20 protein-coding genes are annotated in these 21,059 nt (G+C 72.6%); 15 read left to right on the forward strand and 5 right to left on the reverse strand.

The genetic code is table 11. The features are described 5' to 3' along the window. Window positions 1-71: 71 nt before the first annotated feature. Window positions 72-1,544, reverse strand: a complete 1,473-nt coding sequence (locus HWD93_RS09985; RefSeq protein WP_071295179.1) for an NCS2 family permease — start codon at window positions 1,542-1,544, stop codon at window positions 72-74. 145 nt (window positions 1,545-1,689) lie between these two features. On the opposite strand from HWD93_RS09985, the gene folE reads away from it, so the two are divergent. The 5 genes from folE to HWD93_RS10010 all read left to right on the forward strand — a co-directional run bounded on the left by folE (window position 1,690) and on the right by HWD93_RS10010 (window position 5,361). Then, complete coding sequence (folE, locus tag HWD93_RS09990) at window positions 1,690-2,307, forward strand: GTP cyclohydrolase I (protein ID WP_229085577.1); 618 nt, start codon at window positions 1,690-1,692, stop codon at window positions 2,305-2,307. Beyond that, entirely contained in the window at window positions 2,304-3,242 is a 939-nt protein-coding gene (gene folP, locus HWD93_RS09995; protein WP_261646730.1) for a dihydropteroate synthase, read from the forward strand. Before folE ends, folP begins: the two co-directional genes overlap by 4 nt. After that, entirely contained in the window at window positions 3,239-4,006 is a 768-nt protein-coding gene (locus HWD93_RS10000) for a pyrimidine reductase family protein (protein WP_261646731.1), read from the forward strand. Before folP ends, HWD93_RS10000 begins: the two co-directional genes overlap by 4 nt. 58 nt (window positions 4,007-4,064) lie before the next feature. Further along, a complete protein-coding gene (locus HWD93_RS10005; RefSeq protein WP_261646732.1) occupies window positions 4,065-4,718 on the forward strand; it encodes an HAD-IA family hydrolase in 654 nt (217 codons plus the stop codon). 100 nt (window positions 4,719-4,818) lie between these two features. Continuing rightward, window positions 4,819-5,361 (forward strand): type 1 glutamine amidotransferase domain-containing protein, encoded by a 543-nt coding sequence (locus tag HWD93_RS10010; protein ID WP_261646733.1) that lies wholly within the window; start codon window positions 4,819-4,821, stop codon window positions 5,359-5,361. Window positions 5,362-5,380: 19 nt separating this feature from the next. Here the strand turns inward: HWD93_RS10010 and HWD93_RS10015 are convergent, their stop codons facing one another. Then, entirely contained in the window at window positions 5,381-5,950 is a 570-nt protein-coding gene (locus tag HWD93_RS10015; protein WP_261646734.1) for a molybdenum cofactor biosysynthesis protein, read from the reverse strand. Between the two features lie 110 nt (window positions 5,951-6,060). On the opposite strand from HWD93_RS10015, the gene HWD93_RS10020 reads away from it, so the two are divergent. From HWD93_RS10020 to HWD93_RS10040, 5 genes are all read left to right on the forward strand, one after another. Beyond that, entirely contained in the window at window positions 6,061-7,620 is a 1,560-nt protein-coding gene (locus tag HWD93_RS10020) for an AlkA N-terminal domain-containing protein (RefSeq protein ID WP_261646735.1), read from the forward strand. Continuing rightward, entirely contained in the window at window positions 7,617-8,129 is a 513-nt protein-coding gene (locus HWD93_RS10025; RefSeq protein ID WP_070417632.1) for a methylated-DNA--[protein]-cysteine S-methyltransferase, read from the forward strand. The genes HWD93_RS10020 and HWD93_RS10025 overlap by 4 nt, the downstream gene beginning before the upstream one ends. Window positions 8,130-8,288: 159 nt before the next feature. Continuing rightward, window positions 8,289-9,107, forward strand: a complete 819-nt coding sequence (locus tag HWD93_RS10030) for an alpha/beta fold hydrolase (protein ID WP_261646736.1) — start codon at window positions 8,289-8,291, stop codon at window positions 9,105-9,107. A gap of 17 nt (window positions 9,108-9,124) precedes the next feature. Then, complete coding sequence (locus HWD93_RS10035; protein ID WP_374115156.1) at window positions 9,125-10,006, forward strand: hypothetical protein; 882 nt, start codon at window positions 9,125-9,127, stop codon at window positions 10,004-10,006. A gap of 144 nt (window positions 10,007-10,150) precedes the next feature. Beyond that, window positions 10,151-11,626, forward strand: coding sequence for an amino acid permease (locus tag HWD93_RS10040; RefSeq protein ID WP_261646738.1), 1,476 nt, complete (start codon window positions 10,151-10,153; stop codon window positions 11,624-11,626). 127 nt (window positions 11,627-11,753) lie between these two features. Here the strand turns inward: HWD93_RS10040 and HWD93_RS10045 are convergent, their stop codons facing one another. Then, window positions 11,754-12,488: a LysE family transporter gene (locus HWD93_RS10045; RefSeq protein ID WP_261646739.1), complete on the reverse strand. Its 735-nt coding sequence runs from the start codon at window positions 12,486-12,488 to the stop codon at window positions 11,754-11,756. Between the two features lie 69 nt (window positions 12,489-12,557). Between HWD93_RS10045 and HWD93_RS10050 the strand changes: the two genes are divergently transcribed. After that, window positions 12,558-13,481, forward strand: coding sequence for a LysR family transcriptional regulator ArgP (locus HWD93_RS10050; protein WP_261646740.1), 924 nt, complete (start codon window positions 12,558-12,560; stop codon window positions 13,479-13,481). Here the strand turns inward: HWD93_RS10050 and HWD93_RS10055 are convergent. Then, entirely contained in the window at window positions 13,463-14,008 is a 546-nt protein-coding gene (locus HWD93_RS10055) for a TetR/AcrR family transcriptional regulator (protein ID WP_083295158.1), read from the reverse strand. The genes HWD93_RS10050 and HWD93_RS10055 overlap by 19 nt on opposite strands. Before the next feature lie 116 nt (window positions 14,009-14,124). On the opposite strand from HWD93_RS10055, the gene HWD93_RS10060 reads away from it, so the two are divergent. From HWD93_RS10060 to HWD93_RS10075, 4 genes are all read left to right on the forward strand, one after another. Next, a complete protein-coding gene (locus HWD93_RS10060) occupies window positions 14,125-15,159 on the forward strand; it encodes an aldo/keto reductase (RefSeq protein WP_261646741.1) in 1,035 nt (344 codons plus the stop codon). Window positions 15,160-15,504: 345 nt separating this feature from the next. Continuing rightward, a complete protein-coding gene (locus tag HWD93_RS10065) occupies window positions 15,505-17,265 on the forward strand; it encodes a cellulose synthase catalytic subunit (RefSeq protein WP_261646742.1) in 1,761 nt (586 codons plus the stop codon). After that, entirely contained in the window at window positions 17,262-18,002 is a 741-nt protein-coding gene (locus HWD93_RS10070) for an HlyD family efflux transporter periplasmic adaptor subunit (protein ID WP_070417640.1), read from the forward strand. Before HWD93_RS10065 ends, HWD93_RS10070 begins: the two co-directional genes overlap by 4 nt. Before the next feature lie 4 nt (window positions 18,003-18,006). Then, window positions 18,007-20,124, forward strand: coding sequence for a glycosyl hydrolase (locus HWD93_RS10075; protein WP_261646743.1), 2,118 nt, complete (start codon window positions 18,007-18,009; stop codon window positions 20,122-20,124). Between the two features lie 117 nt (window positions 20,125-20,241). Here the strand turns inward: HWD93_RS10075 and HWD93_RS10080 are convergent, their stop codons facing one another. Further along, window positions 20,242-21,045 (reverse strand): DNA-formamidopyrimidine glycosylase family protein, encoded by an 804-nt coding sequence (locus HWD93_RS10080; protein ID WP_261646744.1) that lies wholly within the window; start codon window positions 21,043-21,045, stop codon window positions 20,242-20,244. Window positions 21,046-21,059: the final 14 nt, after the last annotated feature.

Consider the following 21,059-nt stretch of genomic DNA (forward strand, 5'->3'; position numbering starts at 1 on the left):
GTGGTTCGGGGCGACTTTCGTTGTGCGAAACGCGAACGCAGCGAACGCGCGCAGCGCGTCCGCGCCGCGCCTCAGCCGACGCCGAGCAGCACCTCGAGCGGCCCCCGCGCGAAGTACAGCAGGAAGCCCGCCGCCACGACGTACAGCAGCCACGACACCTGACGGCCACGACCGGACAGCAGCTTGATGAGCACCCAGCTGATGAACCCCGCACCGATGCCGTTCGCGATCGAGTAGGTCAGCGGCATGATCACGATCGTCAGGAACGCCGGCAGCGCCGCCCCGAAGTCGGTCCAGTCGATGTCCTTCACCTGCGCCACCATGAGCGCACCGACGACCACGAGCCCGGCGGCGGCGACCTCGAGCGGGACGACCTGCGTGAGCGGCGTGAGGAACATCGACGCCAGGAACAGCAGACCGGTGACGACGGAGGCCATGCCGGTCCGGGCGCCCTCGCCGATGCCGGCGGCGGAGTCGATGAACACGGTGTTCGACGACACCGAGGCGCCACCACCCGCGATCGCGCCGGCACCCTCGACGACGAGCGCCGACTTCAGGCGCGGGAAGGTGCCGTCGGGGTTCGCGACACCGGCGGCCTTCGCGAGGCCGGTCATCGTGCCCATGGCGTCGAAGAAGTTCGTGAAGACGAGGGTGAAGACGAGCATCGACGCGGCGATGGGGCCGATGCGGGTGAAGGCGCCGAAGACGTCCGCGTGACCGACGAGCGACAGGTCGGGCACCGCGAACAGCGCGGAGGGCAGCCCCGGCGCGTTGAGGTTCCAGCCGGTGGGCGAGTCGACCGAGGTCGGTACCTTGAAGATCGCCTGCAGGATGATCGCGATGACCGTGGTCGCCACGATGCCGATGAGCAGGGCACCCCGGACCTTGCGGGCCATCAGCGTGCCGATGATGACGAGGCCGATCAGGAAGACGATGGTCGGCAGTGCTGCGATGGAGCCGTCCTCGCCGAGCTGCAGCGGCGGCGAGGCGTTCTTCGTGGTGCGGACGAACCCGGAGTCGACCAGGCCGATGAACGCGATGAACAGGCCGATGCCGACGGTGATGGCCGCCTTGAGCTGCGCCGGCACGGCCGTGAAGATCATCGTCCGGATGCCCGTCAACGCCAGGATCACGATCACGACGCCGTTGATGACGACGAGGCCCATCGCCTCGGCCCAGGTGACCTGGTGCACCACGCTGACGGCGAGGAACGAGTTGATCCCGAGCCCCGCGGCGATGCCGAACGGCAGGTTCGCGATGAGGCCCATCGCGATCGTCATGAGCCCGGCGACGAGTCCGGTGGCCGCGGCGACCTGGGCGTTCTGCAGCCAGCCGCCGAGGACGTCCTGCGGCGCCTGGTCCTGGCTGAACCCGCCGAGGATGAGCGGGTTGAGGATGACGATGTAGGCCATCGTCACGAAGGAGACGAGGCCGCCCCGGATCTCGCGGGGGATCGTCGATCCGCGGTGCGTGATGGAGAAGAAGCGGTCGAGGCCGGTCGCGAAGCGGTTCCGGGGCGTGGTGTCGGTCTGCGGGGCGCTCACCGAACAAGCTTAAAGGGCGCTGGGTTTCCGGCACGTCACAGCTTCCTTCCAGGGGATTTCCTGGAGGCGCGGCTCGCCTCGACGGGGTACGTCACCCCCGGTGGCCGGTCGCGTTCTGCGGCCAGGGCTGGTGTTGGATGGACGGGTGAACCAACGTCTGGACCGTGCGCGCATCGAGTCCGCCGTGCGGGAGCTCCTGCTCGCGATCGGCGAGGATCCCGACCGCGCGGAACTCGCCCGCACGCCCGCTCGTGTGGCCGAGTCGTACGCCGAGTTCTTCTCCGGCATCGGGACGGACGCGGTGGCGATCGCCCGCGACGGCACGGTCCACGCCGAACCGGGCGACCGCGGGCAGCTCGTGATCGTGCGCGACGTGAAGTTCCGGTCCGTGTGCGAGCACCACCTGCTCCCGTTCCTCGGTGTGGCGCACCTCGCGTACGCGCCGGGGGACCGGCTCATCGGCCTCGGCACGCTGTCGCGCGTGCTCGACGCGGTGGCCTCCCGTCCGCAGCTGCAGGAGCGGCTCGGCGAGCAGGTCGCGGCGACCATCGCCGAGGGGCTCGGGGCCGCCGGCGTCCTCGTGGTCCTCGACGCGCAGCACCAGTGCGTGACGACCCGTGGGGAGCGGCAGACCGGGTCGACGACCGTGACCGTGGCGGCGACCGGCACCCTGGCGGAGGCCGCCGGACGGGCCGAGGCGATCGCCCTGATCGGTGCCGGTGCAGGCGCGGACGTCGGAGCCGGCCGCGGGGCGGACGCGTGACGACCGAGCGAGGCGGGGCGCGCCAGGGCCCTGCTGCCACCGCACCCGGGTGGGTCGTCCCCGACCTGCGCGAGCCCGTGCGCACCATCGGCCGCCGGACCTTCGACTTCGACCACCGCATCGCCGTCATGGCGATCGTGAACCGCACGCCCGACTCGTTCCACGACCGCGGCGCGACCTTCGCACTCGACCGTGCCGTCGAGGCCGCCGTGCACGCGGCCGAGCAGGGCGCGGACTGGGTCGACATCGGCGGCGTGAAGTTCGCGCCGGGGCCGGAGCTGCCCGCCGCCGACGAGATCGACCGCGTCGTGCCCGTCGTCCGGCAGCTCGCGCAGGAGTCCGACGTGACGATCAGCGTCGACACCTTCCGGCCCGAGGTCGCCGCGGCGGCGATCGAGGCCGGTGCGAGCGTCGTCAACGACACGACCGGGCTGTCCGACCCCCGGATGGCGGCCGTCGTGGCGGACTCCGACGCGACGATCGTGATCACGCACTCGCTGGCGGAGCCCCGTCGTCCGCTGCCGGCCCCGCCGCACTACGGCGACGTGACGACCGAGGTCGTCGGGTTCCTGCGCGAGCGGGTCGACCGAGCCCTCGCGGCCGGCATCCCGGAGTCGCGGATCATCGTCGACCCGGGGCACGACCTCAACAAGAACACGGTGCACACGCTCGAGCTCACCCGACGCCTGCCCGAGGTTGTCGCGCTCGGCTACCCGGTGCTCGCGGCGGTCTCGAACAAGGACTTCGTGGGGGAGTCCCTCGGGCGTCCCCGCGGTGAGCGACTGGCCGGGTCGTTGGCGGTCGCGACCGTGAGCGCGATGCTCGGCGCGCGGATCGTCCGGATGCACGACGTCGCCGAGAGCGTGGACGCGATGCGCATGGTCGAGGCGACGCTCGGCTGGCGGGCACCGGTGGAAGCGCGGCACAACACGTGATCGTCCTCCCGCCGTCGATCGCCGACCTGTCCGACGACGAGCTGCTCGAGCTGTACACGGCGGGGGCGGTCGCACCCTGGCTGCGCGTGAACTTCGTGACGACGCTCGACGGTTCGGCGACGGCCGCGGGTGACGGGGTCTCGGGTTCGCTCGGCGGGCCGGACGACCTGCGCGTGTTCGACCTGCTGCGCCGGGTGGCCGACACGGTGCTGGTCGCCGCGGGGACCGTCCGTGACGAGGGCTACGGGCCGATGGTGCTGCACGACGCCGACGTGGCGTGGCGGCGGGCACACGGGCTGTCCGACCACCCGGTGTTCGCGATCGTCTCGGGCTCGCTGTCCCTCGACCCGGCGTCCCGGGTGTTCACCGAGGCGCCGGTGCGTCCGATCGTCCTCACCTCGACGACCGCAGCGTCGTCGCCCCGGGCCGGGGCGCTCGCGGCGGTCGCGGACGTCGTGCCGTGCAGCTCCGACGACGACCCGGACACGGTCGACCCCGTCGCCCTCCGGGACGCCCTGGTGTCGCGCGGCCTCGGCACGGTGCACTGCGAGGGCGGACCGACGTTCTTCGGGGCGCTCGTGGCCGCGGACCTCGTGGACGAACTCACGCTGACGGTCGACCCGTCGCTCGAGGGTGGTGCCGGCCCGCGCATCACCCACGGCGGCTCGCCCGACCTCCGGCGCTTCCGGCCGGCCCACGTACTCCTCGGGCGTGACGGTGTGCTGCTCACCCGGTACGTGCGGGCACCCGACCCCGGCGAGTGACCGGCACCGCGCGCCCGACCCCGGCGAGTGACCGGGGCGGCACGCTAGGGTCGGGCGCGTGATCGACATCGTGGCGTCCGGGGTCCTCTTCGACATGGACGGGACGCTCGTCGACTCGACCGCGGTGGTCGAGGCGACCTGGACCCGGTTCGGCGTCGAGCACGGCATCGACCCCGCGGCGATCCTCGCCTTCTCGCACGGTCGTCAGGCGATCAGCACGATCCAGCGCTTCCTGCCCGACCTCGACCACGACGAGCAGCTGCGGATCGCTGCCGGGCTCGTCGCCGAGGAGCGCGAGAGCACCGAGGGCATCTCGGAGGTCCCGGGCGCCGGGGCGTTCGTGTCCCGCCTGGTCGACGCCGGGGTGCCGGTCGCGATCGTCACGAGTGCGCCCCGCGACCTCGCGGTGGAGCGGATGCAGGCCGCCGGGGTGCACGTGCCCGAGGCGCTCGTCGCCTCCGAGGACGTCGAGCACGGCAAGCCACACCCGGACGGGTACCTGCGCGGTGCGGCACTGCTCGGTGTCGACGCCGCCGACTGCGTGGCCTTCGAGGACGCACCCGCCGGGCTCGAGGCCGCGATCGCCTCCGGGGCGACCACGGTCGTCGTGGGGACGCTCGAGGCCGACGTCACCGCGGGGTTGTACCGGATGGGCGGCTACGACGGAATCTCCGTGGAGCGCGAGGGAACGGCCTTCCGCATCCGCGGCTGACCTGACCGCCGCCCACGGCTGTCCACCTGCGGACGCTTCCAGCGCTCCCCGACGACGCTGGTCGTGCGGCCGGAACGACCGGGCCGCGGAAGGAACGACCATGGCAGCACTCGACGGCAAGAAGATCCTCGTCATCGCGACGAACTACGGCGTGGAGCAGGACGAGATCGTCGTCCCGATCGACCAGCTCCGCGAGCGCGGCGCGACGGTGACGGTGGCGGCGCAGGAGACCGGGGCGATCGCGACCCTCGTCGGCGACAAGGACCCGGGCCAGCACGTCGACCCGGACACCACCATCGCCGGTGTCAACGCCGGCTCGTTCGACGCGCTCGTCGTCCCCGGGGGCACGATCAACGCCGACACCCTCCGCACCGACCAGCAGGCGGTCTCCCTCGTGCAGGCATTCGCGGAGGCCGGCAAGCCCGTCGCCGCGATCTGCCACGGGCCGTGGACCCTCATCGAGGCCGGTGTCGTGGCGGGGAAGACGATCACGTCGTTCCCGTCGCTGCAGACCGACGTGCGGAACGCCGGGGCCGAGTGGGTCGACCAGGAGGTCCAGGTCGACGGCGGGCTCATCACCTCGCGGAACCCGGACGACCTGCCGGCGTTCGTCGACGCCATCGAGTCCGCACTGACCGCGTAGCCGGCACTGCGCTGGCGCGTCAGGGGAGCGCGACGGGGCGGGCCGTGCGGAGCACCGCGGGACCGAGGGCGAGGACGCCGTCGGACTCCGGGTCGCACCGCACCCCGCCCCGCCCGCGCATCGCCCGGAACGCCCCCGGGGCCACCTCGTGGTCCATCCAGGCGCACGGGTTCGCCGGCCGGTACCCGCGGAAGCGGACCACCCCCTGCCCGGAGTCGAGCGCGAACGGCTGGCCTCGGAGCGCCTCGACGTCCACCCCGCGGAGGAACACGTTCCGCCGGGTCGGGACCGGGTCGACGGCCGCACCGAGTTCGGCGGCGACGGCGTCGAGCCCCTCGAGTCCGATCACGGTCACCGAGGCGTGCACGTGCGCCCGCGACGCGAAGTACCGGTCGCCGACGATCCCGAGTCCCGCGCGCAGCTCGACGCGCTCGCGCAGGTCGTCCGGCTCGCCGTCCACGGCGGGCAGCGCCCCGTCCGCCGGTCGCCCCTCGTAGCGGTGCCGCCGGGACACCAGCAGCAGCGCGATCTCGACGTCGGTCCGGAAGGGCAGGTCGCCGGAGCCGGCCACGTCGTCCACGTCGGTCACGCACCCCACGCTAGCCGCGCCTCCAGGCCGCCGTCCCCGCGCCGACGGACGTCCGCTGCCCTGTCTGATTTCCGCCAGTCGATGTCGGTGAGCCGTGTCAGGCTGTGGGCATGTCCACCGCACCAGACGCACTGCACGCCGAGCGCTACCGGGTCGTCGCCTCCCGCGATGCCCGGTTCGACGGGCAGTTCGTCACCGCCGTGCACTCCACCGGCATCTACTGCCGCCCGTCGTGCCCGGCCCGGACGCCCCGGGAGTCCGGCGTCACCTTCTACCGCACCAGTGCCGCCGCGCACCTCGCCGGCTTCCGCGCCTGCAAGCGCTGCCTGCCCGAGGCGACACCGGGCAGCCCCGAGTGGGACCTCCGCGAGGACGTTGCCGGACGCGCCATGCGCCTCGTCCTCGACGGCGTCGTCGAACGCGACGGCGTGCCCGGCCTCGCCGCCCGCGTCGGGTACTCCGAGCGGCAGCTCAACCGCATCATGACCGCCGAGCTCGGTGCCGGGCCCAAGGCGCTCAGCCGGGCGCACCGCGCGCAGACCGCGCGGACGCTGCTCACCTCGTCCGACCTGCCCGTCGCGGACGTCGCGTTCGCCGCCGGGTTCGCGAGCGTCCGCCAGTTCAACGAGACCGTGCGCGAGGTCTTCGCGGTCACGCCGACCGAGCTCCGCGCACGCCGCGCGCTCGAACCGGTCGCGGACGGGGCGCTGCACGTGCACCTGCCGGCGCGCGCGCCGTTCGACGCGCAGGGGCTCCTCGACTGGCACGCGCTGCACGCCCTGGCGGGCACGGAGCAGGTGGAGGTCGACGACGCCGGGCGGGTCACGTCGTACGGACGGGTGCTCGACCTGCCAGGAGGCGCGGCCTGGTTCAGCGCCTCGGCTTCCGTCCCCGGGGTGGCCGGGCGGGGGACCGGGATCGACCTGCGCGTGCGGGTCACGGACCTCTCCGACCTCCCGACGCTCGTGGCGCGGGTGCGCTCGTACTTCGACCTCGACGCCGATCCGGAAGCCGTCGACGCCGTGCTCGGCGCGGTGCCCCAGCTGGCCGACGCCGTCGCCCGGGTCCCCGGCATCCGGCTGCCCGGCGCCGTGGACCCGCACGAGATCGTGTTCCGGACCCTCATCGGCCAGCAGGTGTCCGTCGCGGCGGCCCGGACGGCGCAGACACGGTTGGTCGCGGCGCTCGGTGCGCCCGTGCCGTCCGCGATCGCGCCGGACGGCCTGCTGTTCCCGTCCGCCGCCGTCATCGCGGCCCGCGGGCACGAGGTGCTCCGTGGCCCGGCTGCCCGCGTCGACACGATCCTCCGGGTGGCCGCCGCGCTCGCCGACGGGTCGCTCGTGGTCGACGGCGGGCAGTCGCTCGACGAGCTGCGCGCCGGACTCCTCGCGGTGAAGGGCATCGGGCCCTGGACCGCCGACTACGTGGCGCTCCGGGTCCGCCACCACCCGGACGTCTTCCTCCACAGCGACCTCGCGGTGCGCAACGGTGCACAGGAACTCGGTCTGCCCGGTTCGGCGCGCGAGCTCTCCCTATGGTCGGAGCAGGTGGCGCCGTGGCGGAGCTACCTCACGATGCACTGCTGGCGACCGATCATCGACCGCGCGACGGCGACGACCGGTGCGACCCACACGACCGCGGCTCCGGCCGCCCGGAAGGACGAACGATGACCGATGCGACGATCCAGACGCTGGACACCCCCGACGGCCCCTTCACCGTGCTCGAGGACACCGAGGGCCGTGTCCTCGCCTCGGGCTGGACGGACGACGCGGAGCGCATCCTCGCGCGCCTCGCCGACCGGCACCGGCCGGAACGCGTGGTCGACGGGCGGGTGGCCTCGGCGGACGCCGTCGACGCGTTCTACGCGGGCGAGGTCGAGCACGCGATGCAGGTGCCGGTGCGTCAGTTCGGCACCGAGCTCTTCGCCGAGGGGTGGCGGCAGCTCCGGTTGATCCCCGCCGGTGGGACGTTGACCTACACCGGGTTCGCCGCCGCGATGGGGCGACCCGACGCCGTCCGGGCCGCGGCGAGCGTGTGTGCGCGGAATGCCCCGGCGCTGTTCGTGCCGTGCCACCGCGTGCTGCGGACCGACGGCACGCTCGGCGGCTTCGCGTGGGGGCTCGACGTGAAGCGGTCCCTGCTCGAGCGGGAGTCGGTGGGCACGACGGCCCTGGTCTGAGTCGAGAGCGGCCGGACCGGTGTTCTCCCCCTGGTTGCGGGTGTCGACGCGGGGGCACGGGGCTGTCATGCTCGACACAACCGACCCGCCAAGGACCAGACCCGAAGGACCCCACGCGCGCCAGCGGCGCACCGCGGTCGACCCACCTTCGAGGACCCCATGGACCAGCACGTCGACCGCACGGTCGTCTCCGCGGACGGCACGGTGCTCGCCGTGTCCGACGCCGGGACCGGCCCCGCGCTCGTCGTCGTCGGCGGGGCGTTCGACCACCACGGCACCCCGTTCGTCACCGGCCTGACCGCGGCCCTGCAGGACCGCTACCGGGTCATCACCTACGACCGACGCGGCCGCGGCGCGAGCGGCGACACCGACCCGTGGGCGATCGAGCGCGAGGTCGAGGACCTCGCGGCCGTCGTCGCCGACGTCGAGGGTCCCGTCACGGCGGTCGGCCTCTGCGTGGGTGCGGGCGTGGTGCTGCACGGCCTCGCGGGCGGCGTCCGACTCGACGCCGCCGTGCTCTGGGAACCGCCCTACCGCGCCACCGTCGACCCGCACGCCGACGACGTCGTCTTCGCGGACGTCCTCGACGAGCACGTCGCGGTCGGACGTCGCGCCCAGGCCGTCCGGGCGTTCCTCGCGCACGTCCTCGGCGTCCCCATGGGCCAGATCACCGCACTCCGGCTGAAGGGTGCGCTGTGGCGGTCCCTCGTCGTCGACGCGCACGTGCTGAGCCGTGACGTCCGGGTCCTCAACGGTCTCGCGATCCCCGAGCGGGTGGCTGCAGCCGTGGGTGTGCCCGTCCTCGTCGCGGCCGGCGGCGACGGCCTCGAGTGGATGCGGCAGGCGGCCCGGGCGGTCGTCGAGGCCGTCCCGGGTTCGGAGTACGCCGAGGTGCCGGGGCAGGGACACGTGCCCGCACCCGAGGCCCTCGGCCAGCTGCTCGACCGCTTCACCGCGCGGTCGGCCGCACGGCGCTGACCACCGGGGCTGCAAGGATGGTCGTCGTGAACGCACCTCGCCTCGGACTCCTGCTCGACGTCGACGGGCCCATCGCCAGCCCCGTCTCGCGCACCATCGCGATCCCGAGCATCATCGAGGACCTCGTCGCGCTCGCGGCCGAGGGCATCCCCGTCGTGTTCAACACGGGGCGGAGCGACGCCTTCATCCGGCAGGAGGTCGTCGGACCGCTGCTCGCCGGCGGTCTCGCGGCGGGCGGCCGCGTGCACGCCGTGTGCGAGAAGGGCGCCGTCTGGTGCTCGATCGGCCCGCAGTACGAGGGCGGCATGGGCGAGCTGACCGTCGCCGAGGACCTGGCGCTGCCGCGGGACTACGCCGACGAGATGCGCGAGCTCGTCCGCGACGAGTACGCCGACCTGGTCTTCTTCGACGAGACGAAGCGCGCGATGGTCTCGATCGAGCAGCGCGTCGAGGTGCCGAACGCGACGTACCTCGCCCGCCAGCCGGAGTTCGACGCGAAGGCCATGGCCGCGCTCCAGCGCCGCGGGCTCGGGGTCCGCCGGCTCGACGACGTCCGCCCCGACGCCGACGGTGCCGTGCAGTGGCGGATCGACCCGACGATCATCTCGACCGACGTCGAGTCCGACCGCAGCGGCAAGGACATGGGCGCCGAGCGGTCGCTCGAGCTCCTCGCGCAGGACGGCGACCTGCCCCTGGCGTGGCGGACGATGGGCGACTCCCGGAGCGACTACGCGATGGCGGACTGGCTGCACGCGAACGGCCACGAGGTGGCGCACGTCGACGTCCGCCCGTCCGACGGGGTCCCGGCGACGCCCTACCCGGTGCTCACGGCACCCGACGGCGTGATCCACGACGACGCCGGAGCGCGGTTCCTGTCGGACTGGCGCCGGTCCGTCTGAGCCGAGCCGCGCCTCCCGGGCCCCGGACCATGCGCTGTCGCAGGCCGCGCTGCCGGGCCACGCCCGTCCGCGGTGTTTGCGTGTCGGGGTGGTACACCAGTAATGTCGCGGGGTCCGCCGCCAGCCGATGACGGGATCCACCCCATGGCACAGAAGCTCCGCATCAAGTCGATCGAGGCCTCACTGGCCGACTCCGAGGAGCAGGGCCGGTCCCTGAAACGCTCCCTGAAGACGTTCGACATCGCCGCGATGGGGATCGCGGTCGCCGTCGGCGCCGGCATCTTCTCGGTCGGTGCGAACGCCGCCGCGAACTTCGCCGGGCCCGGCGTCATCATCTCGTTCCTGCTCGCCGCCGTCACCTGCGGCCTCGCGATCATGTGCTACGCCGAGTTCGCCTCGACGATCCCCGTCGCCGGCTCCGCGTACACGTTCACCTACGCCACGATGGGCGAGCTGCTCGCCTGGATCGTCGGGTGGGACCTCATCCTCGAGACCCTCACCGCCAGCGCCGTCATCGCGAAGTACTGGGGCATCTACCTCAGCACCGCGTTCGAGGTGTTCGGCGTCGAGCTTCCGAGCACGATCCAGCTCGGCCCGATCCCGTTCACCTGGGGCCCGGTCCTGATCGTCGGCATCTTCACGGTGCTGCTCGCGTTCGGCACCCGCCTGTCGTCGCGGGTCTCGGCCGTCATCACGGTCATCAAGGTCGCCATCGTCGTGTTCGTCATCGTCGCCGGTGCGTTCTTCGTCAAGGCCGCGAACTTCACCCCCTTCATCCCGCCGGCGTCGCCCGCCCGCGGTTCGGAGGGGAGTGTCTGGACCCAGTCGCTCGTGTCCTGGTTCACCGGCTCGGAGCCCGCCCAGTACGGCGTCTTCGGCCTGCTCGCCGCGGCCTCCCTCGTGTTCTTCGCGTTCATCGGCTTCGACGTCGTCGCGACCAGCGCCGAGGAGACCGAGAACCCGCAGAAGACCCTGCCGCGCGGCATCTTCATCGGCCTCGGCATCGTGACGCTGCTCTACGTCGGCGTCAGCGTCGTCATCACGGGCATGGTGTCGTACCAGCGCCTGGCCGAGGAGAAGACGCCGTCGCTGGCATCGGCCTTCGACATCGTCGGACTGCCGTGGGCCGCCGGCATCATCGCGATCGGCTCCCTGATCGGTCTGACCACGGTCGTCATGGTGCTGCTGCTCGGCCTGTCCCGCATCGTCTTCGCGATGAGCCGTGACGGCCTGCTGCCGCGCTGGTTCTCGAAGACGAACGAGAAGACGCAGACGCCGGTGCGCGTGCAGGTCGTCGCGGGTGTCGTCGTCGCGCTGCTCGCCGGCTTCACCGCGGTCGACAAGCTCGAGGGCATGATCAACATCGGCACCCTGTCCGCGTTCGTGCTCGTGTCGATCGGGATCATCGTGCTCCGTCGTTCGCGTCCCGACGCGCCGCGTGCCTTCCGAGTGCCGTGGTCGCCGGTGCTGCCGATCGTCTCGGCGGTGCTGTGCTTCTGGTTGATGCTGAACCTCGAGGTCGAGACGTGGCTCCGGTTCGTCATCTGGCTCGTGGTCGGGTTCGCGATCTACTTCGGGTACAGCCGTCGCAACAGCCGGGTGGGCAAGGGGCTGCAGTAGGGCGCGCGCTGGCGCTGGCGGGCGGGTCGAACCACGTTTCCGACACCGAACCACGCGCGGGGGCTGGTTCGGTGTCGGAAACGTGGTTCCACGCGGGCGTGGGCGCGGCCCCCCGCCGCGCGCCGCGTCAGGCGCCCAGTGCGAGCGCCGCGCCGAACCCGAGCATGACGAGCGCGACGAGCCCGTCGAACACGCGCCACGTCAGCGGCTTCGCGAACAACGGCCGCAGCAGCCGTCCGCCGAACCCGAGCGCGCCGAACCACAGGCAACTCGCGAGGACCGCCCCCACCGTCCACCACCACCGCTCCGCCGGCCCCTGCTGGTTCGCGACGGACCCGAGGAACACGAGGGTGTCCAGGTAGACGTGCGGGTTGGCCCACGTGAACAGGAGCATCGTCACGACGGCCGTCCGCAGGCTGACGGCGCGGTCGGTCCGTCGGGGTCCAGGAGGCGCGGTGCGCGTCCGCCCCGCACCCACCGTCGCCGAGGTGGCCGGTCCCACCGCCGCGGTCGCCACCGGCACGCCGTCGTCCGCCGCCGCCGACTCCACCCGCATCGCCGCGCCGGACGGCCACAGCGCCCGACGAGCCGCGAGCACCCCGTAGGTCACCAGGAACGCCGCACCGACGAAGCGGATCACCACGAGCGCCACCGGGAACCGCTCGACCACGACCCCGACGCCGAGCACCCCCGCGAGGATCAGCACGGCATCCGAGAGCGCGCAGACCACCACCGCCGCTGCGACGACCCGTACCGACGAGGTCACCGCGAGCCGGAGCAGGTACGTGTTCTGCACACCGATCGCCACGATGAGCGCGAGCCCGGTACCGAGGCCGGCGAGCAGGGGGAGGAGTGTGGTCACGGTCCGACCGTACGGCCGCGGCCACGTGCAGGACAGCTCACGTTCCTGATGCTGCGTAAGCTCAGCTGCATGCCACGACTGCAGCGCGAACACCTCGAGACCCTGCTCGCCGCGGTCGACCACGGGACGCTCGACGCCGCGGCCAGAGCGCTGTCGATCACGCCCTCGGCGGTGTCGCAGCGCATCAAGTCGATGGAGCAGCAGGTGGGCCGGGTGCTCCTGCAGCGGACGACGCCCGTCCGCCCGACCCCCGACGGCGAGGTCGTCCTCCGTCACGCACGACAGGCCCGGCTGCTCGACGAGGAGACCACCCGGGCGCTCGGCGGCGGCGAGACGGTCGTCCCGTCGATCCCGCTCGCGGTGAACGCCGACTCGCTGGGCACCTGGTTCCTGGACGCGCTCGCCCTCGTGCGTGCCGACACCGAGGTCGTGTTCGACCTCCACCGCGAGGACCAGGACCGCACCGCCGAACTCCTCCGCGCGGGCACGGTGATGGCGGCGGTCACGGCCGAGGCCGAGCCGGTGCAGGGGTGCTCCTCGGTGCCGCTGGGGATCGACCGGTACCGGGCCGTCGCCTCCCCGTCGTTCGTCGCCCGGTACCTGCCGGGTGTCGACAGCGAGCAGCGGATGACACGGCTCCTCGACCGGGTGCCCCTCGTGGACTACGACCGCGACGACGACCTGCAGCAGGGGTACCTGCGGCGGGTGCTCGGCCACGCGCCGTCCGGGCCGTGGCACTTCGTCCCGACCTCGGCGGACTTCGCCCGTGCGGTGTCGCTCGGCTTCGGCTGGGGGATGCTGCCGGAGGCCCAGTGCCTCGATGCCCTCGACCGGGGTGACCTCGTCGAGCTCACTCCCGGGCGTCGGGCGGACGTGGCGCTCTGGTGGCAGCGCTGGAACCTGGCCTCACCGCTGCTCGAGCGCGTGACCGAGGCCGTCCGGGCGACCGCGGCCGAGCGGCTCCACCCCGCCGGTCAGGCCGTCGCCCGGTAGCGGAGCCCGTCCACGAGCAGCCCGACGAGCAGCTGGCTCTGCTCGATCGTCGGAGCACCGTGGCACAGGTCGGCCACCGCGTGCAGGAGCTGCTGCGCGTCGACGTCGGGGCGGATCGTCCCCGCGGCCGCCGCGGCGTCGAGGAGTCCACCGAGGGCGCCACCGAGCCGCGCGAGGAAGTAGTCCGGCAGCGCCTCGAACGCCGGGTCGCCCGAGTGCAGGGCGGCGGCGAGCCCGCGCTTCGTCGCGACGAACTCGGTGAACCGCTGCAGCCACAGGGCGAGCGCCTCGTCGGGAGCGTGCGCGGCGGCGAGCTCGTCCGCGGCAGCCGCCGTCGACTCGACCGCCCGCTGGAACACCGCGACGACGAGGTCCGAGCGCTGCGGGAACCGCCGGTACAGCGTGCCGACGCCGACCCCGGCCCGGTCCGCGATCAGCTTCGCGGGGGCGTCCACCCCGTCGGTCGCGAAGACGGCCTTGGCGGCGTCGGTCAGGGCGTCGGCATTGCGTCGGGCGTCGGCGCGCACGGAATCCTCCTCTTGCGTAAACGGAAAGCCGTTCCGTATAGTTCCGGAAGAGCGTTCCACTTCGGGCCACGATACGGCACCGACACCCGGAACGCCATCGACAGGAGGAACCGCACATGCAGTACCGCACCCTCGGCCGCACCGGCATCCAGGTCAGCCCCTTCGCCCTCGGCGCCATGATGCTCGGCACCGACGGCAGCATCGGCAACGGCGACGAGCAGGACTCGATCCGCATCGTCCGCCGCGCACTCGACGCGGGCATCAACTTCATCGACACCGCCGACCGCTACTCGCAGGGCGGCTCGGAGGAACTGCTCGGCAAGGCGCTCGCCGGCCGCCGGGACGACGTCGTCATCGCCACCAAGTTCAACGGCCCGATGGGCGACGACCCGAACCGGCGCGGCAACTCCCGGCGGTGGATCACGCAGGCCGTCGAGGGGTCGCTGCGCCGCCTCCGGACCGACCACATCGACCTGTACCAGGCGCACCGACCCGACGACACGGTCGACCTCGAGGAGACCCTGTCCGCCCTGACCGACCTGATCCGCAGCGGCAAGGTCCGGGCGATCGGCAGCTCGGACTTCCCCGCGTCGATGCAGGTCGAGGCGCAGTGGACGTCGGAGCGTCGCGGGCTCGAGCGCTTCCGGACGGAGCAGCCCACGTACTCGATCCTCAACCGCGGCATCGAGCGCGAGGTCCTCCCGGTCGTCCAGCGGTACGGCATGGGGTCCCTCGTGTGGAGTCCCCTCGCCGGCGGCATGCTGACCGGCCGCTTCCGGAAGGGGCAGGACACCGACCTCGCCCGCGCGACGATGTTCCGGCACAACCGCGACGAGCGACGGATCGACGCCGTCGAACAGGTGGTCGCACTGTCCGAGGAGACCGGCATCCGGATGACCCACCTCGCGATGGCCTTCGCGATCGCGCACCCCGGCGTCACGAGCGCCCTGATCGGCCCGCGTTCCGTGGAACAACTCGACGACCTGCTCGCCGGCGCCGACGTGGTGCTCTCCGACGAGGTCCTCGACCGCATCGACGCGATCGTCCCGCCGGGCACCGACGTCGGACGGCTCGACCAGCAGTACCAGCCGCCGGCCGTGCTCGACGCCACCCTGCGCCGACGCCCCGCCGCCGGACGCTCCGCGGCCTGACGTCGCGTCGGGGGCGGCCGCTTGCGGGAAACCGCACGATCGCCGCCCCCGGGGCCGTGTTCACACGTTCGTCACGAACCAGCACCACCGTCGGACCTACGATCGCAGCACCGACGGCGACGGGCCGTCGACAGCACGACCGCACCACGACACGAAACACCGAACACCGCGACCGCACCCACGGTCGCGAGTACCGCCGGCGCAGGATCCCTAGTCCCTCGCCGGCCGGACCTCCCGAGGGTCCGCATCCATGTCGCCGCAGCCGCCGACGCCCGTCTCACGATGCGTCGGCGCCTGCGCTCGACCACGCGTGAGTCCTCTCCGAACCCGACAGGAGACCACGCCATGTCCGCACCACCCGACGTCCGTCGTACCCCGACGCCACTCCGAGCACCAGAGGCGACCGACGAGCTGCAGTCCTTCGACTTCCAGCTCCCGGCCCCGCTCACGCCGCGCGACCGCGAGCGCGCCCGACGCCGCCGGCAGACCGAGCCGGTGCCCTACGTCCGACCGCGTGCCGAGAGCCGGCCGCACAGCCCCGTGATGGTCCTCATCGTGCTCGTCGCCACGCTCGGCGTGATGGCGTACGCGGTGTTCCTCCTCGACCCGGCGAACCGGGGCGACTTCCTGCCGTACGGACTCGTGATCGTCGCCGAGAGCGTGCTCGTGGGGCAGGCGCTCCTGTCCATGTGGACGATCCTGTCCGGCGGCTCCGACCCCCGGGACTTCGCGTTCCACCACACCCAGGACACCCTGTTCGACCGCGACACCATCGCCCGGAGCGGCGCCGCCGACCAGCCCCACCGCTGGCCGATGCACGTGCGCGGACGCCGGGTGGACGTCGACGTCTTCATCACCGTCTACGGCGAGGAGCTCACCAAGGTGGCCGCGACCGTGCAGGCCGCGGTGGCCATGCGCGGTGAGCACCGCACGTGGGTGCTCGACGACGGGCGGAGCGACGAGGTGCGGGCGCTCGCCGAGGAGCTCGGCGCCCGGTACGTCCGTCGGCTCTCCTCGCACGGCGCGAAGGCGGGCAACATCAACCACGCGCTGACGCTCGCCAAGGGCGACTACTTCGCGGTCTTCGACGCGGACTTCGTGCCGAAGCCGGACTTCCTGTTCGAGACCGTGCCGTTCTTCGCCGACGACGGGATCGCCTTCGTGCAGACCCCGCAGTCGTACGGCAACCTCCACAACCTCGTCTCGCGGGGTGCCGGGTACATGCAGACGGTGTTCTACCGGTTCATCCAGCCCGGCCGGAACCGGTTCAACGCGGCGTTCTGCGTCGGGACGAACGTCATCTTCCGCCGCGAGGCCATCGACGAGATCGGCGGCATGTACACCGACTCGAAGTCCGAGGACGTCTGGACGAGCCTGATGCTCCACGAGCGCGGCTGGAAGACCGTCTTCATCCCGATGACCCTCGCCGTCGGCGACGCCCCGGAGACCATCGAGGGCTTCACCAAGCAGCAGCTCCGGTGGGCTACGGGCGGCTTCGAGATCCTGCTCACGCACTTCCCGTTCCGCCCGAAGCACCGCCTGACGATGGACCAGCGACTGCAGTACCTCGTCACCGCGAGCTTCTACCTGACGGGCATCGTCCCCGGCCTCCTCCTGCTCGTGCCGCCGCTCGAGATCTACTTCGACCTGCGCCCGATGAACCTGACGATCGGGGCCGGCGAGTGGGTGCTGTTCTACCTCGGCTTCTACGGTGCGCAGGTGCTCCTCGCGTTCTACGCCCTCGGGTCGTTCCGGTACGAGACGCTCCTGCTCGCCGCGGTCTCGTTCCCGATCTACGCGAGCGCGCTCTGGAACGTCGTCTGCGGCAAGGAGCAGGCGTGGCACGTCACCGGCGCCTCCCGTGGTCGGACGCCCTCACCGTTCAACTTCATCGTCCCGCAGGTGCTCGTGTTCGTGTTCCTGGCGTTGACGAGCGTCGTGGCGGTCTGGCGTGACCTCGACAACGGGCAGCTGACGCTCGCGACGGCCTGGAACACCACGAACACCCTCGTGTTCCTCGCGTTCATCATCGCCGCGTTCCGCGAACAGGCCCGGAACCGCGTGACGGACCGGCTGACCGCGATGCTGGACGGGGTGACGGCATGACCTGGACGAACCGACTCCGGCTGTTCGCGGGGCTCATCGTGGTGCTCGTCGTCGTGGCGGCGTTCACGCTCGTCTTCAACCAGCGGCAGAGCGCCGTGGCGAGCACCTCCGCGGCGATCGCCGCGCAGGAGTACGCCGTCGGTACCGACTACGGCGGGACCGTCACCGAGGAGTACGTCGAGGAGGGCGACACCGTCCGGAAGGGCGACCAGCTCCTCCAGGTGCAGAGCCTCCAGCTCGCGCAGGACATCCGGAAGGGCGTCGTGGGCGCGAACACGCAGACGAGCGCGTACGACATCGGCGCCGACGGCTTCATCACGTTCAAGGCCGAGGTCTCCGGCACCGTCGCCAAGGTCGACGTGAAGACCGGCGGATACGTGCAGGCCGGCTCCGAGCTCGGCACGATCCACAAGGAGGACAGCCTCTTCGTCACCTCGAGCTTCATCGTGACGGCCCGGGACTACGGGCGGATCCGGAACGGCGCCGCGGTCGACCTCGTGCTCCCGAACGACACGACGATCCGGGGCACCGTGAAGAGCGTCAGCGTCGAGACCAACGACCAGGGACAGGCGAAGACCACGGTCGACGTCGAGAGCCCCGAGCTCTCCGCGTCGCCGTCGAGCGGCATCACGAGCCCCGGGACGCCGGTGGACGCCACCCTGCACCTGCGGGACGACGGCCGGCTCGCGGGCGTCACGGACCTCGTCCGTGACTTCGCGCGGCAGATCGGACTGTAGCCCCATGCTCCGGCTGCCTCGGTCTGCCCGTCGCGACCAGGCGCCGGACGCGCGCCGTCGGGTCGGCGTGCGCCGTGCCTCCAGGCTGTCCACCAGCGTCACCGTCGTGACGGCCGTCGCGATGCTCGTGACCGCGTGCACCGGTCCTGGAGGCACGGATCACCCCGGCGAGACCACCTCGCCCACCACGAACGGTGCGGCACAGGCGCGCGCGGTCGCCCCTCTCGGCGACGTCGCGTCGTCGAAGGCGGGCGCGATGCGCCTCGCCGACGGCCTGCTGCCGCCGACGAACCGCTGGTTCTCCGGACTCGTCTTCGGCGCGGCACCGCAGCCGGTGTTCCCCAGCCCGATCTCGTGGCAGGTGACCGACGACGGCTTCGCGGCCGGGCTCCCCACCGTCACGGCCACCGAGAAGACCATCGCCGGCGGTGCGACGCAGCAGGTCGGACTCGACCTCGGTGCGACCTCGACCCTGGTGTCCGACTACGACTCGGTGTCCGTGACCGTCGAGCACCGTGACGGCTCCACCGTCCTCGGGCACACGGTGGTCGCCGAGGGCTCGCCGCTCGTGACGTACACCGCCGCGCGAGCCGGCACCGTCACCGCGACCTCGCCGATCGACGGCACCGGGGACGGTACCGGGACCGTCACCAGCGGCGGCCGGACCTGGCAGCTCGTCGTCCGCGACGGGACGATCGACGGCGACGCGATCGACCTGCGATCGGGCGGCAGTGTCGTGCTCCTGCCGGTCCCGGACGGCGCGACCGCGGCGCAGACGACCCGGCTCGTCGCCGCCGCCCGTCCGCTCACGGGGGTCGCGCTCGACCGCAGCGCCTCGCGAGGGAAGCAGCGCACGACGCTCACGTACGACTTCGGCTCCGGCGACCGGGGCGTGCTCGTCCCGCAGCCGGGGCAGGGCACGACCGGCCTGGAGTGCACCGGCCTGCACTACGAGACCGTCCAGGGACCGGCCCCGGTCTGCACCGGCACCGCCCTGCGGTTCGCGGTCGACACGGTCCGGCCCTCGGACACCCTCGACCTGTCGGGGCTGTCGTCCGCGGAGCGAGCGGCGCTCGTCACGCAGGTCCGCGCCGACGCGTCCACGGTGGATGCCTCGTCGTACGCCGCGGACAGCTACGGCGGCGGGAAGGACCTGTACCGCGTCGCGAACCTGTACCGGCTCGCGACGCAGCTCGACCTCTCGTCGGTGGCGGACGCGCTGAAGACCTCGGTCGTCGACGAGCTCGACCAGTGGTTCGACCCCGCCGGGTGCGGGACCCGCACGGCGCGGTGCTTCGCCTACGACCCCACGCTGCACGGGCTCGTCGGGCAGGAGGCCTCGTTCGGCTCCGACGAGTTCAACGACCACCACTTCCACTACGGCTACGTGCTGTCCGCAGCCGCCGTCCTCGCCGCCGACGACCCGGCGCTCGTGAGCCGGTGGCGGACCGTGGCCGACCTCGTCGCCGCGGACATCGCCTCGCCGGAGGCCACCGCCTCGTTCCCGGCGCTCCGCGTCTACGACCCGTACGCGCAGCACTCGTGGGCGTCCGGGTTCTCGCCGTTCGCCGACGGCAACAACCAGGAGTCGTCGTCCGAGGCCGTCTCGGCGTGGAACGGCGTCGCGCTGTGGGGAGCGGTGTCCGGCTCGTCGTCGGGGTCGTCGTCGGGGTCGTCGTCGCTCCGGTCCGTCGGGACGTGGCTGCTCTCGAACGAGGCGGCCTCGGCCGCGCGGGACGTGCTCGACCCGGACCTCTCCGCGTTCCCGGAGTTCCGGCACCGGGTGGTCTCGCTGACCTGGGGCGGCAAGCGCGACCACGCGACCTGGTTCAGCGCCGCGGCGGCCGCGCCCGCGGGGATCGAGCTCATCCCGATGCCGGCCGTGGCCGCCTCGTACGTCGATGCCGGCGGGGCGGCGCAGATCCGCCGGGTGCTGGCCGAGGCCGTGCCGGACGGCAGGTACGACGTCCAGTTCGGCGACTACCTGCTCATGTACCGGGCGCTGGCGTCACGGGCCGATGCGGCCACGGCGCTGCGGGAGGCGCGGGCGTTGCCGGACGCGGTGGTCGACTCGGCGAACTCGCGGTCGTACATGCTGGCGTGGATCATGTCGCGCGCGTAGCGCCGGCGCGTTCCACGACAGCGTGCGAGGTTCCGCGCACCGTGCGGCCCTGCTCGCGTCCCACAGTGGTCGGAACCTCGCACAGAGCGCCGGCGCGGTGGCCGCGGCCGCGCCCCGTCAGGTCTGGCAGCGCGGACACCAGTACGTGTCCCGCAGGGTCAGCTCCGACTCACCGAGCTCCCCGTACCGGATCGGCGTCCCGCAGCGCAGGCACGGCTTCCCCGCTCGGCCGTACACCCAGAAGCGCCGACCGGGCCGATCGACCCCGGTGGTCACACGGGCGCTGCGGTCACGGTTGGCGAGGATGAGCCGGCTCGCCAGGGCGATCATCCGCGCTGGGTGGTGCACCTCGCGCACCGGACGGGTCGGCAGGACACCGCGCAGGAAACACAGCTCGTTGCGGTAGACGTTCCCGAGGCCGGCGAGTACCCGCTGGTCGAGCAGCGCGAGGCCGACCGGACGATCAGGGTCCCGCGTCAGGTTCGCCAGCGCGAGGTCGGCGTCCCAGTCGGGACCGAGCAGGTCGGGGCCGAGGTACCCGACGATCTCGGACTCCTGGTCGCGGGGGACGACCTCGAGCACCCCGAGCGCGAAGCCGACCGTCGAGACGTCGGCGGCGCTGCCGGGTCCGCCGCCGGTCGCGTCGAGCACCACCCGCGCCTGGTGCGCCGGGCGACGCCAGCGGTCCCCGGGCGCGTAGACGTCCCACCGCCCCTCCATCTTGAGGTGCGAGTGCACGGTCAGGTCGCCGATCCGGTGCAGCAGGTGCTTGCCACGCGGGACGACCTCGTCCACCGTGCGGCCGACGAGGTCGAGCGTGGCGAACGCCGGCACCCGGAAGTCGCTGCGGGTGAGGACCTTCCCCGCCAGTGCGGCGTGGAGCCGACGGGCGGCGCGGAAGACGGTGTCGCCCTCAGGCACCGGGCACCCCCGTC

It is taken from the genome of Curtobacterium sp. C2H10, from assembly GCF_025407985.1.
GTDB lineage: Bacteria > Actinomycetota > Actinomycetes > Actinomycetales > Microbacteriaceae > Curtobacterium.